This is a genomic window from Tistrella mobilis (assembly GCF_041468085.1).
Lineage (GTDB): Bacteria > Pseudomonadota > Alphaproteobacteria > Tistrellales > Tistrellaceae > Tistrella > Tistrella mobilis_A.
In genome coordinates, this window is the sequence record NZ_CP121017.1 from 4,076,093 (window position 1) to 4,093,210 (window position 17,118).

The following is a 17,118-nucleotide window of genomic DNA, read 5'->3' on the forward strand; positions in this document are numbered from 1 at the left end:
AGCAGTCGGTTCAGGCCGGAATCGGGGTCGCGGAGGCAAGGGCGCCGGTCTCGGACATCACGTCGGGCAGCCGTTCGGGCAGCGCCTGAAGCCAGGCGCCGCTACGGTCGCGCCGCCAGCTGCATCCGGTTTCGGGGTCGAGCACCGCCAGCGCGACCCAGCCGTTGTCGAACAGGGTGGAGAGCACGGCATGGCGTTCGATGGCCGCCTCCACCCGGGCGCGCGGCGCCTGAACCACGGCCATCAGCCGAAGCGGCTCGTGCCGGATCTGCCCGTCCGCCACCATCACCGACTGGAGCGGCAGACCGACGGCGAGATCGGGGCCGTTGCCCTTCAGCACGCCCAGCCCCGCCACCGGATCGTGGATGGTCTTCGATCCCGCCCCCCAGATGTCGTTGTCGAGCGTCGAGAACAGATACTGGGTGTTGATCCACTCCGCGACCACCATCGGCGCGGTCAGGATCACCTCCAGAAGCCGGCCGTCGGCATCCGCCTGCCAGTCATAAGAATGCAGGAAGGTCCGCCCGCCAAGGTCGAGATGACGGGTGAGCGCCCGATCGCCGACGATGAAGGCGGCATTGCCGGCCAGTGCCCATTCGGGTCGGACTTCGGACCAGTCGGCGGCCCGCTTTTCCACCGCCCGGACCGGATCGGCCGGATCGGCATCGGTCAGGTGCGACACCCGCTCGGCAGCCGCCGCCCGCCGCGCCCGGTCCAGATCGGCCTGAAGCCGCCGGAAGCTCTGCCGGGACGCCGCCACCGGATCCGGATCGAGGGAGACCCGATCGGTGGTGGTGTCATGCTCGGCCGACAGGAAGCGGGTGGTCTTGGGGATCAGAATGCCCCGCTCCGCCAGCGCCGCCCGCACCGCCGGCGCATTCAGCAGCGCCGCCAGGATCCGGGCGTTGGGTCCGCCCCGGTTGCCACCGCAGGCACCGCAATCCAGGCCCGAGGCGAAGACGTTGTTGACCGTATGGCCGCCATGGCCGCAGAAAACCACCAGCTCGGCGAAGCCCTTCGTCAGGCCCATCACCCGCAGCGCGCCCTCGGCGAAGAAGGCCTGCTCGGCAGGCGACAGCCCCAGGATCAGATCCTCCGCGTCGTCATGGTGGTGGTGGTGATGATCATGGCCGTGATCACGATCGTGATGCAGATCCAGGCCCGGCGCGACCGGCACCTTGGGCATGACGGCCCGGCCGAAACCGGTCGACAGCCGCTCCGCCAGCCGGGGGGTCAGCGTGCGCAGCATCATGGCCGCACCATGGGCAAGGCCCGTCGCCTCGATATAGCCGAAGCTGCCGGCAACGCCCGCCTTCAGCTCCTTGACCAGAGACTTCAGCCCGCCCAGCCGCCGCCGGCCGGCGAGGTGCCGCGCCGCCAGATCCGCCGCCTCGGGCAGCGGGTGTTCGTCGACCAGATGACGGGGCCGGAGCAGCACCGGGCAGGAGGCATGGGGGTCATCCTCGCCGAAGGGCCGCACCGCGACCGGCACGCCGAAGAAGCCGGCGAAGCCGAGCGTCTCCCAGGGGCCCGTCGCCTCCAGATGCCGCCGCAGCACTTCCGAGCGCACGTCGATGCACAGGACGATCTGGCCGAGGGGCCGGTCCGTCCCGGCAGCATCCGCCGCGGGCGGGGTGGCAGTCAGCATGGTCAGCAGCCGCTGGCGGTGGCTTTCCTCCCAGGCTTCCAGCGCCACCAGACCGGCCGGCGCGCGCAGCCGCTTATCCGTCGTCCCGGCCGGCGCTGCAACCGGCGGCAGGGTCACCCCCAGCAGATCCGCGAGCGCCAGCCGCACCGCCACATAGTCGAGCAGAGAGGCGGGGGCAACGGCATTCCAGGGATGATGCCCCCCTTCGGCCACCCGCCAGCGCAGATGCGCAACCCAACCCGGCAGGGCGACCAGATGGGCCCGGATGATCCCCTCCCGGGTGGCAACGTCCAGCCCGGCCAGACGCTGGTGGACCAGCACCGCCGGATCGTCCGGAAGCCCGTCGATCCGCCGCCGCTCGGGGATCGCCCGATCATGGCGTGCCAGCCGCCGCCAGGCCCGGTAGAAGCCCAGCTCCCGGTCCGGCATCGGCCAGCTCGCCTGCCCCTGGTCGAGGAAGGCCGCAAGCCAGAAGCCGGTCAGCCGGTCGAGTTCGGCGGCGGCGGCGGTGGCCGCCCGCCGGCCGGGCAGGACCTCGTGCCGCAGCGCCTTGATCAGGCGGTCGGGATCGGCCAGCTCCGGCCGACCATGGCGCAGCGCGGCAACCGTCAGCACCGGGGCAGAGATCCGGCCATCGGCCAGGGCCGGGGCCACCATCCCGGCATCGGGCCAGGGCCGACCGCCGAACAGCCGGGCCGCCTCGGCGGTCGCCGCCTCGAAGGGCAGATCCTCCAGCCCCTGAAGAGGGTTGATGGCGATCATGGTGTGGAGGGGCCGCCAGGGAGCGATGCAGGCAGCAGCGGCTTCGATTTCGGCCAGGAGCCGTGCAGTCTCAGGCATGGGAAGCACCCTTCGTGACGGAGAACGTGGTGGCGGCGGGCCGTCCCGCCGTGGCAAAGAAGGTCCAGGCAGCGGCGGCCCGACGATCGAGGCCAAGGGCGGTTGCGCCCCAGCCCATGAGCAGGGCCACCGGCAGCAGAAGATGATGCAGAGCGAGCGGCTGCGGTGCCGCCCCGACACCCGTCAGGGCATCGACGATCAGGATGACGGCGCCGTAGAGACCGCCGGCGATCAGGGCCGCCACCGGCAGCGCCAGCACCACCACCATGGTCCGGGCTCCGGTGCGCAGGACACCGGTTGCGAGCTGCAGCCCGGCCAGGCCCGCGATCGCCACCAGGATGGCGCCGGTGTCGGCCCGGCCCCCGAGCGTTGCGTCGAGCTTGCCGGTCACCAGGGCGAAGCCGGCGCCGGCGGCGATGGCCGCAGGCCAGGCGAGCATCAGGCGGGACGCCGTCGCCGGCACCGACGCCCGGGGTGCATGGGCACCGGCCAGCGCCGAGCCCGCCCCCAGGAAGAGGCTCGCCTTGTAGAGCCCGTGCAGCACCAGATGGGCAAGGGCGGCGCCGGGGAAGCCCAGAGCGGCCTGGACCGTCATATAGCCCATCTGCGCGCTGGTGGAGGCCGCCAGCCCCCGCTTCACGCCCGTCTGGGCCCGCGACGCGGCCGCCCCGATCAGCATCGCAAGGCTGCCCATGGCGAAGGCCGCAACGGTTGCCGCCGGCACCGCCTCGAAGACCGGCAGGGTCCGCAGCATCAGGATGCCGCCGGCATTGACCAGGCCTGCATGCATGAAGGCGGAGACGGGGGTGGGCGCGGTCATCGAGGCCATCAGCCAGCCATGGGCGGGTGGCAGGGCACACTGCACCACCACCACGGCCACGAAGGCCAGCGCCGCCAGGGTGATCATCATGGGATCCGCAGCGGCCAGCCCGCCGGCCGCAAGCGCAGAGAACCGGTGCCCGCCCGTGGCAAGCCAGAGCAGCAGCAATCCGGCCGCCAGGAAGACGGTCCCGCCGATCAGGCTGCGCCGCGCCAGGGCGGCTGCGGCATCGGCCGCCCCCCAGCCCCGGGCGTGGCCGATCGCCCGCGGCAGCACCAGTGCCACCACCACCCAGGCGCCGAGGAAGGCCAGCATGTGGTCGGCGGCCGCCAGAACCAGGGCCGCGAGCGTCAGGATGCCGAGCCGGCGATCGAAACCGCTGCGGTCGCGGTCACCGTCCATGTACCGCCAGGCGAAGCCCTGGACCAGGGCGGACAGGCCCAACACCGCCGTGGCCAGGAAGAGCGCCGCCCTGTCGATGGTGAGCGGGCCGAGGACGATGCCATCCCCGACCGGCAGCGCCACAAGCGCAGCCGCGGCCGCCAGCGCGGCGGCGCCGGTCAGATGGCGAAGCCCCGGGCGGTGACGACCGGTGGCCTGCGGCAGAGGCTGAACGCTGCGCGTCGCTGTCTGAAAACCGGTCATCTGCGGACACCTCCGTTGCGTGGGGACGTGACCGCTTTTCGCATACGCAGAAAAATCCGTGAAACGGATTTATTTAATCGATCTTATCAGTTTTATCGATAAGTCTGGACCCGGTCGCGGATGAAACCGGCCAGCGCCGCAGTCGCCGGATCCGGCCGCGGCACCGACAGAAGACAGATCTCCGCATCACTCAGCATGGGCCAGCCGCGACGGGAATCGAACCCGACCAGCCCCTCGGGCACCATGGTCCGGGGCAGTACGGTGAACCCCAGCCCGGCCTTCACCGCCGCCACGGCGCCGGCGAAACTCGGGCTGGAATAGGCCACCGTCCAGGGCAGGCCGATCTCCGCCAGCGCGCGGGTCGCACGCGCCCGATAGACGCAGGGCGGCGGCGACAGCACCAGCGGCAACGGGGCCGAGGCCGCGCCATCCGCCACCTCGGCAAAGGGCGTTTCCGGATCCAGATCCGGCCCGCCGACCCAGACCAGATGTTCCCGCCAGAGCCGGATGCTGTCGGCATGCAGGTCGTCGGGATCCTGCTTGATCACGATCAGGTCATAGCGCCCGGCCTTCAGACCGTCGATCAGATGCAGGGTCAGATCGCAGTTCACATCCAGCCGGATGCGGGGATGGGCGGCGGCGAAGGCCGCCAGGATTTCGGGCAGATAGCGCGTGGCGAAGTCCTCGGGTGAGCCGAAGCGGACCTCGCCCGCGATCTCGGGCGTGCGGAACCGGTCGAGCATCGTATCCGACAGCCGGATCATCTGTCGGGCATAGCCCAGCAGCACCTCGCCCTCGCGGGTCAGGCGGACATTGCGCTTGTCCCGGTCGAACAGGGTACAACCGACCAGATCCTCCAGCTTGCGGATCTGGGTGCTGACCGCCGATTGCGACCGCCCGACCCGTTCGGCCGTGCGGGAGAAGCTGCGTGTTTCAGCCAAAGAGACGAAACTCCGCAGCAGCGCCGTATCGATATCATGCACCGCAGACATGCCTCCCCAGCTCTGCAGGCTCAGCCACTGTTGCGCAGACCGGCCGAGATCCCGTTGATGGTGAGATGGATACCGGAAAGATGGCGGTCGCTGCCCGCCTCCGACCGGTGCTGGCGCAGCATTTCGACCTGAACATGGTTCAGCGGGTCCAGATAGGGAAAGCGATCACGGATGGAGCGCGCCAGCTGCGGCGTCCGCTCCAGCACCATCGTCTGACCGGTGATCGCCAGAAGCGCCGCCTCGGACGACTGCCATTCGGCACGGATCCGGCCGAACACGGCCTCGCGCAGCGCCTCGTCGGGCACAAGTTCCGCATAGCGGGATGCAATCGCCATGCTGGTCTTGGCCAGCACCATCTCCATGTTCGACAGCAGCGTGGTGAAGAAGGGCCAGTCGCGATACATGCGCCGCAACCGGTCGAGCCCGGCATCGCCATGACGGTCGCGCCAGGCAGTCACCGCCGCTCCGAATCCGTACCAGCCGGGCAGCATGGCCCGGCATTGCGACCACGAGAACACCCAGGGGATCGCGCGCAGATCCTCGATCCGCCGGGTGCGGCTGCGCGAGGCGGGCCGGCTGCCGATATTGAGCGAGGCGATCTCGGTGATGACGGTCGATGCCCAGAAATAATCCTCGAAGCCCGGCGTTTCGTAGACCAGGTCCCGATAGGCCGCAAAGGCGGTTCCGGACAGCTCTTCCATCGCCGCCATGTCGGCCTCGATATCGGCACAGGCCGGCTGGGGCAGAAGGCTCGCTTCCAGCGTCGCCGCGACGAAGGTTTCGAGATTGCGCCGGCCGAGCCCGGGATTGGCGTATTTGCTGGAAATGATCTCGCCCTGTTCGGTGACGCGGATCCGGCCGCCCACGGCACCGGCCGGCTGGGCCAGGATCGCGTCATAGGCCGACCCGCCGCCCCGACCGACCGAGCCGCCGCGACCATGGAACAGGCGCAGCGCCACCCCGGCCTCGCGGAAGCAGGCGACCAGCTCGGTCTCGGCCTTGTAGAGTTCCCAGCGCGAGGTGACGAAGCCGCCATCCTTGTTGCTGTCCGAATACCCCAGCATCACTTCCTGCATCTCCCCGCGCGATGCGACGAGGCGGCGATAGGCCGGGCAGGCAAAGGCGCGACGCATGATCCCGGGTGCGGCACGCAGATCGGCAATGGTCTCGAACAGCGGAACGATATTCACGGCGGCGCCGCCGTCGGGCCGCACCATGCCGACTTCCTTGAGCAACAGCGCCAGCTCCAGCAGATCGGAGGCGCTATCGGTCTTCGAAATGATCACGTTCTCGATCGCCTGCGGCCCGAGGCGACGGTGGATCGCGGCGGCTTCTGCGAAGATTGCGAATTCCGATGCCGTTTCTTCGCAATATTTTGCGAAGGGTGACACCAGCGGTCGGGCGGTGACGAGTTCGCGTTCGAGCAGGGCGATGCGTGCCTCCTCGTCCAGCGACAGATAGTCGGTGCCGGGGGCGGCCACCTCCAGCAGCTCGGCCACCGTGCGCTCATGCACGGCCGAGTTCTGACGCAGGTCGAGCACTGCCAGATGGAAGCCGAAGCAATCCGCCGCCCGCCGCAGCCGCCGCAGCCGGCCGCGGGCGAGCAGCACCGATCCGTTGGCGACCAGACTGGCGTGGATGATATCGAGATCCCGCGCGAATTCGGCGGGATCGGCATAACGCGGCGCCTCGGGCACCGCCCGGATCACGGCATCGGCCGCATCCAGGGCCACGGCTGTCGCCGCCATCCGCGCGTGAACCCCGGCAACCGCCAGGCGATAGGGCTCCTGGCGCTGATGTTCGGGGGTCACCGGCGAGGCCGCCGCCAGGGCCGCCAGATCGTCGGTCACCGGCACCAGCGTCGCCGAGAGCGAAAGTTCGGCCCCCAGCTCATGCAGTTCGGCAAGGTAGAATTTCATCGCCTGGCGGGTGTGCAGCCGCATGGTCGTGCGCAGCACATCCGCCGTCACGAAGGGATTGCCGTCCCGGTCCCCGCCGATCCAGCTGCCCATCTTCAGGAACGACGCGAGTCCGGGCCGCGCCTCGGCCGTGCTGCCGGCGCGGCGGGCGAGCATATCCTCCACCCGGGCATGAACGGCCGGCACCTCGGTGAGGAAGGTTTCGTCGTAATAGCTCAACCCGTTGACCACCTCGTCGATGACGGTGAGGCGGGTGCGGCGCAGCATGGCGGTCTGCCAGAGGGTGAGCACCGCGCGGGTAACCTCTTCCTCGATCGCCGCCGCCTCTTCACCCTGCGGCCGCTCACGGTCCCGGCGGTCGAGCAGACGGGCGATTTCCGCCTCGCGGGTCAATGTGCTTTTCCGGCGGACCTCGGTCGGATGCGCGGTCAGCACCGGCCCCACCCGCGCGCCGTCGAAGAAGGCGGCAAGGACGTCGGGATCCAACCCTTCGGTTGCGGCGCGTGCCATCGCGTAATCGAGCGTCCCCGCCGCCGGCCCGTCGCCGTCGGGCATGCCCGCGCGCGACTGGCGCAACCGGTCCTGGTCCTCCGCGATATTGGCCAGGTGAGAGAAGTAGCTGAAGGCACGGACGATCTTCAGCCCTTGTACCGTATCCATGCCGCCGAGCAGGGCATCGAGTTCGTCATGGGCTGCACGATCTTCGTCACGATGGAAGCGGATCGAAGTCTGGCGGATCCGCTCCACCAGATCAAAGACCTCCGCCCCCTCGTGAAGGCGGACGATGTCGCCCAGGATCCGGCCGAGGAAGCGGATGTCGTCCTTGAGCGCCGCGTCGGACCCGTTGCCATTGCCGCCCCTGGCGACACCGCGCGTCATGCCTTCGTCCTCGCTCACGCCCTGCTCCCTGCGTCTCTGGCGGCCATGCCATCTGCTGCCGCACCCCTCTATTGGTAAGGCCGAGGGCGCGGCACCACAAGGCGAAGACTTGCTCCTTTCGCCGCAATGCGGCAGAGAAAGCCTCATGCCAGCCACCCGTCACCGGAACCCGATCATGGCCACCACGCCGCCCGCGATTCTCTTCGTCTGCCTGGGGAATATCTGCCGTTCGCCACTCGCGGAAGCCGCCATGCACCGGGCAGCCGCCGCTGCGGATCTGGAGGTGGTGATCGATTCCGCCGGCATCGGCGGCTGGCACGCAGGCGACATGCCCGATGGCCGCGCCCGGGCGGTGGCCGCCCGCCACGGCATCGACATCAGCGGCTATCGGGCCCGCCAGGTGACCCGGTCCGACTTCACCCGCTTTACCCATCTGGTCGCCATGGACCACGAGAACCTGGAGGCGCTCCGCCGTCTGGCCCCCGCCGGAGCCACGGCCGCCCTGTCCCTGATGCTGGATCACGTCCCCGGCCGGGCGGGACAGGCGGTGGCCGATCCCTATTACGGCGCCGATGCCGGCTTCGACCGCACCTGGGCCGAGGTGTCCGCCGGCGCCGAGGGGCTGGTTGCATTGCTGCGCCAGGGCTGATCATCCCCGGCAGGACGAATTCCGCTCAGGCTGCCCCCCGGCCGATTTGGGGGTGACCCCGGGTCCCGCTTCCGCTCTGCTGCATGTCGCAGGCCTTGCGCGACAGAACGCAAAGGGGAGGAAGATCCATGGACTACCGCACGCTCGGCGGCTCGGGGCTCAAGGTTCCGGCGCTGATCCTGGGCACCGCCACCTTCGGCGGCAGCACCGAATTCTTCCGCAAATGGGGGGAGACCGGGGTGGCGGAAGCCAGCCGGCTGGTCGATATGGCGCTGGATGCCGGCTGCACCATGTTCGACACCGCCGACAGCTACTCGCTCGGCCGGTCGGAAGAGATCCTGGGCGAAGCGATCCGCGGCCGACGCGACCGGCTGCTGATCGCAACCAAGACCGGCATGGCGCTGGGCCCCGGCCCCAACGATCTCGGCACCTCGCGCAGCCGGATCATCGCCTCATGCGAGGCAAGCCTGAAGCGGCTCGGCACCGATCGGATCGACCTTTACCAGCTCCACGCCTTCGACGCGGTGACGCCGGTGGAAGAAATGCTGCAGGCGCTGGACATACTGATCCGCGACGGCAAGATCCGCTATGCCGGGGTCTCGAACTATTCCGGCTGGCATCTGATGAAGATGCTGGCCGCAGCCGACCGCCTGGGCCTGCCCCGGCCGGTGGCACACCAGGTCTACTACTCCCTCGTCGCCCGGGACGTCGAGTGGGAACTGATGCCCCTCGGGCTCGACCAGAAGGTCGGCACCCTGGTCTGGAGCCCCCTCGGCGGGGCGCAGCTGTCGGGCCGGATCGGACGCAACCGACCGGCACCGGCCGACAGCCGGGCTGCGACCGATGCCAGCTGGCAGGTGCCGGAAGAGCGGCTCTATGCGATCACCGACGTGCTTGATGCCCTGGCGGCCGAGACAGGACACAGCGTTCCTCAACTCGCCCTCGCCTGGCTGCTGGGCCGGCCGGGGGTTTCAGGGCTGGTGATCGGCGCCCGCACCCCGGAACAGCTGGCGGCAAATCTGACGGCCGGGGAAATCATGCTCGACGCGGATCAGATCGCCCGGCTCGATGCGGCAAGTGCAGCCCGTCCACCCTATCCCTATTGGCACCAGCAGCGGACCATGGCCGTCCGCAATCCCTCGCCGGTGCGCTGAGCCCGGCTGCGGTCAGTCACCGGCCCCGCCGTCGCGATCCTGCCGGTGGCGCACCTCCTGAATATGAGGCCGCCACGGCGCATGCGGATGCCAGGGCTGCCAGGCGGCATGCGGGACCGGCTGACCGTCGCGCGCCTTGCGCGCAGACCGACGCTCGTCATGACGCTCGATGGCGCTGGTCAGCACCGCCACCACCACCGCGGTGGTCCAGCCGAACAGAATGATGCCGTTGACCGAGGCCATCGCACCCAGCAGCCGCCATTGGTTGTCGAGCACGATGTCGCCATAGCCAAGGGTGCTGAAGGTCACCACCGAGAAGTAGAGTGCGGATTCGAGGTGCGAGAATTCGCCGAGCCAGAGCAGCATCACCGCCCAGCCCCAGATCTCCAGCGTATGGGCAACGAGCATTCCGAGGGTCGCCGCCGCGACCATCATCGGGACCGCGATGAACGCGTCGCCCAGAAGCTTCGACATCGCCGGCTCGAAGCGTCTGAGCCCGGCGATCACCGCGACCGTTGCGATGGTATGCAGTGCGATATTGCCGAGGATCGCTGCCGTGGCAACCACGAGCTGGAGGCTGACGCCAATATCGGGGGCGATGTCGACTTCGGTCATGAAGGGCGGCTCCGGAAGCGGGCATCAAGCGCCCGCAGGGTACGCCGTCAGCCTAACGCCGCCACCGCCACCGGCAAAGCGCCGGTGACAGCGATCTCCATGCCACAGAGCCCGGTACGAAACACCGCACCGCCGCGGAAGGCGGCGATGCGGTCGTCAAGCTCGGGGCAGGGTTTGGGTGGATGCCTCAGCGGCGCCAGCGCTTGCGGCCGGTGACCATGGCGGCGACCAGATTCACCCGGCCGAACAGGCTCTCCAGGATCGCGACCGCAGCATGGACCAGGGCGAGCGGAATGATCGCCTCGGCCGCGGCCTCATGCAGCCCTTCCACCCACGCGACGCCCCAGAAGGTATCGGTGGTCGTCATGATGCCCGTCACCGCAACCACGGCCAGCAGGGCCATCAGCGCCAGCATCATGACCGCACCCGCCGGATTGTGTCCGACATAGTCGCGCGCCCGGCCGGCCGGAAGGTCCCGCAGATAGCCGGCAAGCCGGCGCGGCGCGGGGATGAAGTCGGCGAAGCGCGCATGACGCGTGCCCACGAATCCCCACAGGATCCGGATGGCCAGCACCGCCGCCAGCACATAGCCGACCAGACGATGCGGCGTTTCGCCTTCTTCAAGCAGACCCAGATCGAGCACGCAGCCCGCGACCGTGATCCAGTGGAAGGCGCGCACGACCGGATCCCAGACCCGGACCCCGGGCCCGCCCGGCCGTGCGGCCGCCTCGATCCCCGCAGCCATGGCTCAATCGATCTCCTGCTTCACGATATGGCCATCGGTCGGGTCGAAATAGACCTCGACCTTCCGGCCTTCCTTGTCGTGGCCGTAGATCTCGTAGCAATTGCCCTTGGTGGTCTTGAAGGTGCGGATGTCCTTGTAGCCCATCCCGGCGATCTTCGCCTTCATCTGGTCTTCGGACATCCACTTGTCCCTGGGGGCGCTGGTGCAGGTCGTGCTGGCCAGGGCCGGTGCGGCCAGGACGGTCAGAACCGCGGCGGGGGCCGCGACGGCGGCAAACAGACGGGCATACGACATGGGGAGAGACTCCAGAGGGCAGTGGGGAAGCTGATCCGATGTGGCGGCGCAGACGACCCCGTCCCGCGCCACGTCATCAGCCTACCCATGCGGGCTTTCACCCCGCTTACCCACGGCTTGCGCGATCCTTACGGCCCGCGCCCGAGACGATCTCAGCGCCCCAGAAGCCCCTTCAGCGCATCGCCGAAATTGCCCGAGCGGACGTCGTCGAGCGTCTTGCGCGCGGCGTCGGGATCTTCGAGCGTGCGCTTGACGGTTCCTTCCAGATCCGGCCGGAACGACAGGTTGTCCCACGGGCCCTGAACCAGAACCGGCACCAACACGCCAGCGAGCCCGGTCTGTCCGCCCTGGCCTTCCAGATTGGCCACGGCCTTGGGCTCGATGCGGTAATCGACCCGCCGTGCCGGCAGATCGACCCTGCCCTGGCCACCGACCCGCAGGAGCGGTGCCTGCATTTCGGCGTCGCGATTGGTCAGAATGCCCTTGTCGATGGTGTAGGTACCGGCAAGACGGGCGAAATCGGTCTTGCGCACATCGGTCGCCTCCCCACGCAACGCGCTGGCCGGGTCGCGGATCAGGGCGGCAATATTGATGCCGCGGATCGCACCATCGGTGAACTCGAAGAGCCCCTTGCCGCCAAGCGACCCGATCAGGGCACGCTGGCTGTTGCCGCGTGCCGTCAGATCGGCCTCCAGCCGGCCCTTGCCTTCCAGACGATCGAAATCGGCCGACGCCTTCAGCAGAGGCAGCATGTCGAGACCGCTGAAGGTGGCCTTGACGCTCATCGACGCAGGCGTCGCCCGGCCGTCCAGGCCGATGGTCGCCGATCCGCTGCCGCCATAAAGCGCGGTCTTCGGCACCTCGATCCGCGCCCGCCGGTCATCCAGGGCCAGGCGGAGTTCGGTCGCCCCCAGCTTCGTATCGCCGAGGCTGACCGAGGTCGCATTCAGCGTGACATCGGCATCGAACAGACCGAGGACAGAGAGATCGATCGGATCGTCGCTCCAGCCGCCCGCGGCCTTGTCGGTCCCGGTCGCACCGCTCCCGGCACCGGCCTCCGATGATCCGCCTGCGACATAGCGATCAAGCACCAGATCGCCGGTGGTCAGCCCGGCCGTGATCTTCGGGCGCGGCCCTGCGATATCGGCCGAGAGCGAGCCCGTGGCCTCGATATCGTCGACGCCCAGTTTCATGTCGGTGAGGGCGATCCGCGCCGCCGTGGCGTCGATCCGGCCATCGAGGTTGAGCCGGGTGGCGACACCCTCCGGCAGGGCCGGCCCGGGGGCGGCGGCGGCGATGATCGACCGCAGATCCGGCAGCGACAGCCCGGCCGTCCCCGTGAAGCCCGGAGAGGTCCCAAGGACCGCGTCACCGGCAAGGTGGATCTTCCCCTCACCCAGCGCGAGGTCCAGACTGACCGGCGTCTGTCCACCTTCGAGCACCGCCCGCGCCTGCCCTGCCTCGGCCGAAACCGTCAGCGCCTGGTCCCGCCAGCGGGCATCGCCCGCAAGCGTCAACCGGCTGTCCAGGTCGGGGGCGGCGATGGTCAGGTTCACGTCGTCGAGCCGCTCGTCGGTACCGGTCACCGCATCGGTGTAGACGACCGTGCCGTTGGCGATCTTCACCTCGCCGAGGCTGAGACCGGAAAGCCCACCGCCGGAAGATGAGGTCCCGGCCGGTGCGGCCGGCGCCGGGCCCGTGGTCGGGGGCGCCGCCGGCGTCAGGGTCCCGCTGCTGGTCTGCCCCCCGGCATTGATCTGCCAGTTGGCCGCGCCGTCGGCATTGCGCTCAAGCCGGATCACCGGCTCTTCCAGCACGAACCGCCGCACCTGAACATCGCCCGACAGAAGCGGCCAGAGCGCGAGTTCGACCTGAAGCTGGCCGATCCGCGCCATATCGCCGGCATCGGACCAGGGGGCATTGGCAAATCGGGCCCCGTCGACCCGGACCGCAAGATCGGGCAGCAGATCGAGACCGACATCTCCCTCGATCACCAGCTTGCGCCCGGTGCGGGCCTCGACCTCGGCGGTGACCCGCTGCACGATCGCCCCGGTCGGGATCAGGAAGGGTGCTGCGACGGCGGCTCCCACCAGCACGACCACCAGCACCGCCGCTGCGATCAGGATCTTCTTCACCATCCGCGCCTCTCTCCCCGGGGGATCAGGATCCAGTCAGATGTTCCACTCTTCACCATGCCTGATCCGGGCGCGCCTGTCCGGTGACAGAACTTGTCCGGTGCCGGAAACCACCCACGGACCCGATCGCCAGGCCGTCCCATGATGACCGGACCGCCCATGAAAAAAGGGCGGACCCGCCGGAGCGGAGCCACCCTTTTTGGTCGTCTTCGCGATCTGCGGGCCGGTTACCCGGCCCGGCGTCGGTCAGGATCGATCAGGATCACTGGGCCAGACGGATGATCACGACGCGGTTGCGCTGCTCACGCACGCCGTCGGCCGTCGGCACCGGCACCTCACGCTCGCCATGGGCGACCGCGGTGATGGCGTTGCGCGGCACGCCCAGCTTCACCAGCTCGGCGGTCACCGACTCGGCGCGGCGGGTCGACAGGCGGTCGTTGTACGGGATCGGGCCCGAACGGTCGGTATGGGCGTCGAGCCGCAGGGCGACCGACTTGCGCTCCTTATAGGCCTGGGCGGCATCACGGATGATGTCATAGGCCTGACCGTGCAGCTGGGCGCTGTCCCACGGGAAGAAGATCTGGAACTCGACCGGCTTCACCACGGCAATCGGCTGCGGCGCCGGGGCGGCCTTGGCTTCAAGCTCGGCCATCGCGTCCTCGAACATCTTGCGGCAGGCCGCGATGTCCTCGGGCTGATGGTTCTCTTCCTGCTCCTGGACCCAGCAGTCGAAGCCGGCCTGGGCCTTGGCGGCCGCAACGGGCTTCGCCGAGGTCGCGCCGCCGTTCAGCTGCGTCATCAGACGCTGGCGGGCCGAGGACAGGGCCGGAACCGACGCGGCCGGCAGGTACCAATCCGAGAGCTGCTCCGGCGGCACCATGGTGCCTTCGCGGGCCCACTCACCCTTCTGCGCAAAGACGTCGCCGTCGACCCAGTCGAACTCGGCGCGCTCGGCGCGGGCCAGCGCCAGATACTCGTCCGACAGGGCCGCGAGGAACGGGTCGGCCGGGGCCGGGGTCTGCGCGATGCTGTCGGGGTCGATCAGACCGCAGGCAGAGATGCTGCCGGCAACGAGGCCGACCACGGCAATGCGGTTCAGCGCGTTCATTATGGATTACCCTCCTTGGTGAAGCCGTTGGGGTGGTTGCCGGGCATCCTATCGAATACGGCACATGATGCCCGAGTCATCGTCGTGGCTTTTTCGTCACCCTTGATGCCCACCATAGAACACGGCCTGGATCAGGGTTTCTGGCACGTGATTTCCGGTGTTCGACCGGGTTCAGGACGGTCGGGCACCGCAGCTCACGCAGCCATTCGGAGATCATGCAACCCCCGCTGTGCTTCGCGAGCCTGCACCTCCTCCACGCCGCCCGGCGAGGGGATGGCGGCAGACTTCGCACGAAGGCGCGGTTTCGAGAATACTCCCGAAACCGGCCGGGAAAAACAGGCAACCGGCGCCATTCCAGCCGATCGGAGATCGCGGCGGCGGCCTCCGGCGTGCCCTTCGCCCCTCAACTCCGACGACCGTTTTACGATCCATGATGGGCGGACCGGATTGACGCCACATATTGTCACAGCATCCTTAATGTTTCGCGACACGGGTCCAGGTCAAGGGTTGCTTCGGATGAGTCTGACCTTGGTGCATCATTCCTGCTACACTGTGCCCTTCCCGCCACGGCACCGTTTCCCAATCGGCAAGTTCGCGGCCCTGAAGGCGCATCTGGACCGGGGGCCGTTCGCCGACAGGTTTTGTCATCTCGTGCCCGAGCCCGCCGATGCCGCCCTGCTGGAGCAGGCCCATACCCCCGATTACGTCGCCGACGTCCTTGCCTGCCGGCTGGACCAGACGGCGATCCGCCGCATCGGTGTACCCGTTACCCCACCTGTCGTGATGCGGGCGACGGCATCCGTGGGCGGCACGGTCGCCGCGGTCGAGGCGGCCCTCGCCCGCGGTATCGCCAGCAACACCGCCGGCGGCAGCCATCACGCCCATGCGGGCTACGGGGCGGGGTTCTGTGTGTTCAACGATGTCGCCGTAGCCGCCTGCCACGCGCATGCCACGGGCCGGGCGAAACGGGTGGTGATCATCGACCTCGACGTTCACCAGGGCGACGGGACTGCCCGGATTCTGGAAGAGCAATCCTGGGCCATCACCTTCTCGATGCATGGCGCGCGCAACTTCCCCGTGCGCAAGGCACGCAGCACCATCGATATCGAACTGCCCGACGGCACCGGCGATTCTGCCTATCTGGATCAGCTGGAAGAGGCCCTGCCCGGGTTGCTGGACGCTCCCCGGCCGGATCTGGTCATCTATCTGGCGGGGGTCGATCCGCATCAGGACGACCGGCTGGGGCGGCTGGCGCTCACCGATCGCGGCCTGGCGGCCCGCGAACATCTCGTGCTCGACCGGTGTCTCGCCCGTGGCATTCCGGTGGCGACCGTGCTGGGGGGCGGCTATGACGAGGATGTCGAGGCCCTGGCCCGCCGCCACGCGCTTGCGATCGAGACCGCCGTCAGACTTGCAGAGGCCTACAGATTGTGATGGACGACGAGTTGAAGACCGTCGGTGCCGGCCATTCGGTTGCAGGCATTGCCGCGATGGTGGCCGCGGGCACCCGGCGGATGCTGGAAGAGGCGATGGATATGGCGGTCCTGGCGGAATTTCCGCTCGCCTCGGGCCGGCGGGCGGACCTGATGGCCCTGGACGCGAAGGGGCAGTTCACGCTGATCGAAATCAAGAGCGGCGCCGCGGATTTCCGCACCGACCGGAAATGGCCGGAATATGCCGGCTGGGCGGATCGCTTCCTGTTCGCCGTCGCTCCGGATTTTCCGCAGCAGATCCTGCCCGAAGACGAGGGCCTGATCCTGTCCGACGGCTTCGAGGCGGCGATCCTGCGCGAGGCGAAACCACGCCCACCGCTCGCACCCGCCCGGCGCAAGGCGCTTACCCTGCGTTTCGCCCGCATTGCCGCACGGCGGCTTTCCGGCGGACCGGTCCCCTCAGGGTTCTGACGGTCGCTCAGTCCAGGGCCGCCTGCCGTTGCGGCAGAACGGCCTCGATCGCCGCGATGATCTCACGGTCGGTCGGCTCCACCCGCGAGGGCCAGCTCTTCACCGCATGCCCCTGAGCATCGATCAGGTATTTGTGAAAATTCCAGCGCGGAGCCGCGTCGTCGCCAAGTGACGTGGTCAGCCAGCGAAACAGCGGATGTGCATCGCTGCCACGTACCGTCTGCTTTTCCGCCAACGGAAAATCAACGCCGTAGGTCACGGTGCAGAACTCCTTCGTGCGGCCGGCATCGTCATATTCCTGGCCACCGAAATCGCCCGAGGGCACGCCGATCACGACCAGGCCGCGCTCCCGATAATCCTGCCAGAGCTTCACCAGCCCTTCATATTGCCGGGTAAAACCACAAAGCGAGGCGGTGTTGACGATCAGCAGCGGCCGGCCCCGCCAGGCCGCCATGTCGATCGTGCCGCCATCGATCGCCGGCAGGGAAAAATCATAGGCCGTCATGCCGGTCGCCTCCGCCGTCATATGTCTCAACGCCTCGCCGCCGGTGCTGCGCGGCAGTGCCGAGGCGGGCAGCACCGCCACGGCCCAGATCGTCGCCGCTGCGGTCGCAGCAATCCCCGCAGCCAGGATCCTGCCGATGGTCATGACGCGCACCCTCCCGGCTGAAAACAGCCGACCTGAAACGCCGAGGGCCGTCCTGCCCTCTCCCGTCTGGGGAGAGAATAGGACGGCCCGTCATCGGTTCAAGCCCGGAACCGGGGGTGCGG

The 17,118-nt window shown here is 68.7% G+C and carries 14 protein-coding genes; 4 read left to right on the forward strand and 10 right to left on the reverse strand.

Translation table 11 applies throughout. The features are described 5' to 3' along the window. Positions 1–10: 10 nt before the first annotated feature. The 4 genes from P7L68_RS23920 to ppc all read right to left on the reverse strand — a co-directional run bounded on the left by P7L68_RS23920 (position 11) and on the right by ppc (position 7,743). Positions 11–2,488 (reverse strand): DUF2309 domain-containing protein, encoded by a 2,478-nt coding sequence (locus P7L68_RS23920; protein ID WP_372002294.1) that lies wholly within the window; start codon positions 2,486–2,488, stop codon positions 11–13. Continuing rightward, a complete protein-coding gene (locus P7L68_RS23925; protein WP_372002296.1) occupies positions 2,481–3,953 on the reverse strand; it encodes a proton-conducting transporter membrane subunit in 1,473 nt (490 codons plus the stop codon). Before P7L68_RS23925 ends, P7L68_RS23920 begins: the two co-directional genes overlap by 8 nt. Positions 3,954–4,045: 92 nt before the next feature. Next, positions 4,046–4,945 carry a LysR family transcriptional regulator gene (locus P7L68_RS23930; RefSeq protein WP_372002298.1) on the reverse strand — a complete coding sequence of 300 codons (900 nt, stop codon included), beginning with the start codon at positions 4,943–4,945 and terminating at the stop codon, positions 4,046–4,048. A 20-nt stretch (positions 4,946–4,965) separates the two neighbouring features. Continuing rightward, positions 4,966–7,743 (reverse strand): phosphoenolpyruvate carboxylase, encoded by a 2,778-nt coding sequence (gene ppc, locus P7L68_RS23935; protein ID WP_372006944.1) that lies wholly within the window; start codon positions 7,741–7,743, stop codon positions 4,966–4,968. A gap of 145 nt (positions 7,744–7,888) precedes the next feature. Between ppc and P7L68_RS23940 the strand changes: the two genes are divergently transcribed. Then, a complete protein-coding gene (locus P7L68_RS23940) occupies positions 7,889–8,392 on the forward strand; it encodes a low molecular weight protein-tyrosine-phosphatase (RefSeq protein WP_372002300.1) in 504 nt (167 codons plus the stop codon). 128 nt (positions 8,393–8,520) lie between these two features. Next, positions 8,521–9,546 (forward strand): aldo/keto reductase, encoded by a 1,026-nt coding sequence (locus P7L68_RS23945; protein WP_372002302.1) that lies wholly within the window; start codon positions 8,521–8,523, stop codon positions 9,544–9,546. A 12-nt stretch (positions 9,547–9,558) separates the two neighbouring features. Here the strand turns inward: P7L68_RS23945 and P7L68_RS23950 are convergent, their stop codons facing one another. From P7L68_RS23950 to P7L68_RS23970, 5 genes are all read right to left on the reverse strand, one after another. Further along, positions 9,559–10,161, reverse strand: a complete 603-nt coding sequence (locus P7L68_RS23950) for a potassium channel family protein (RefSeq protein ID WP_372002303.1) — start codon at positions 10,159–10,161, stop codon at positions 9,559–9,561. Between the two features lie 187 nt (positions 10,162–10,348). Then, on the reverse strand, positions 10,349–10,906 hold the full coding sequence (locus P7L68_RS23955; protein ID WP_372002305.1) for a cytochrome b/b6 domain-containing protein: 558 nt from the start codon (positions 10,904–10,906) through the stop codon (positions 10,349–10,351). A gap of 3 nt (positions 10,907–10,909) precedes the next feature. Next, a complete protein-coding gene (locus tag P7L68_RS23960; protein WP_372002307.1) occupies positions 10,910–11,200 on the reverse strand; it encodes a PepSY domain-containing protein in 291 nt (96 codons plus the stop codon). Positions 11,201–11,352: 152 nt separating this feature from the next. Further along, a complete protein-coding gene (locus P7L68_RS23965; protein ID WP_372002308.1) occupies positions 11,353–13,338 on the reverse strand; it encodes an AsmA family protein in 1,986 nt (661 codons plus the stop codon). Positions 13,339–13,597: 259 nt separating this feature from the next. Further along, the gene (locus P7L68_RS23970; RefSeq protein ID WP_372002310.1) at positions 13,598–14,443 is read right to left on the reverse strand and encodes an OmpA family protein; all 846 of its coding nucleotides are present in this window, start codon (positions 14,441–14,443) and stop codon (positions 13,598–13,600) included. Positions 14,444–14,959: 516 nt separating this feature from the next. Between P7L68_RS23970 and P7L68_RS23975 the strand changes: the two genes are divergently transcribed. Beyond that, on the forward strand, positions 14,960–15,877 hold the full coding sequence (locus P7L68_RS23975; RefSeq protein WP_372002312.1) for a histone deacetylase: 918 nt from the start codon (positions 14,960–14,962) through the stop codon (positions 15,875–15,877). Continuing rightward, positions 15,877–16,347, forward strand: a complete 471-nt coding sequence (locus tag P7L68_RS23980) for an MmcB family DNA repair protein (RefSeq protein ID WP_372002314.1) — start codon at positions 15,877–15,879, stop codon at positions 16,345–16,347. Before P7L68_RS23975 ends, P7L68_RS23980 begins: the two co-directional genes overlap by 1 nt. A 7-nt stretch (positions 16,348–16,354) precedes the next feature. Here P7L68_RS23980 and P7L68_RS23985 read toward each other — a convergent pair whose 3' ends face one another. Beyond that, complete coding sequence (locus P7L68_RS23985) at positions 16,355–16,996, reverse strand: glutathione peroxidase (RefSeq protein WP_372002316.1); 642 nt, start codon at positions 16,994–16,996, stop codon at positions 16,355–16,357. Positions 16,997–17,118 lie beyond the last annotated feature (122 nt).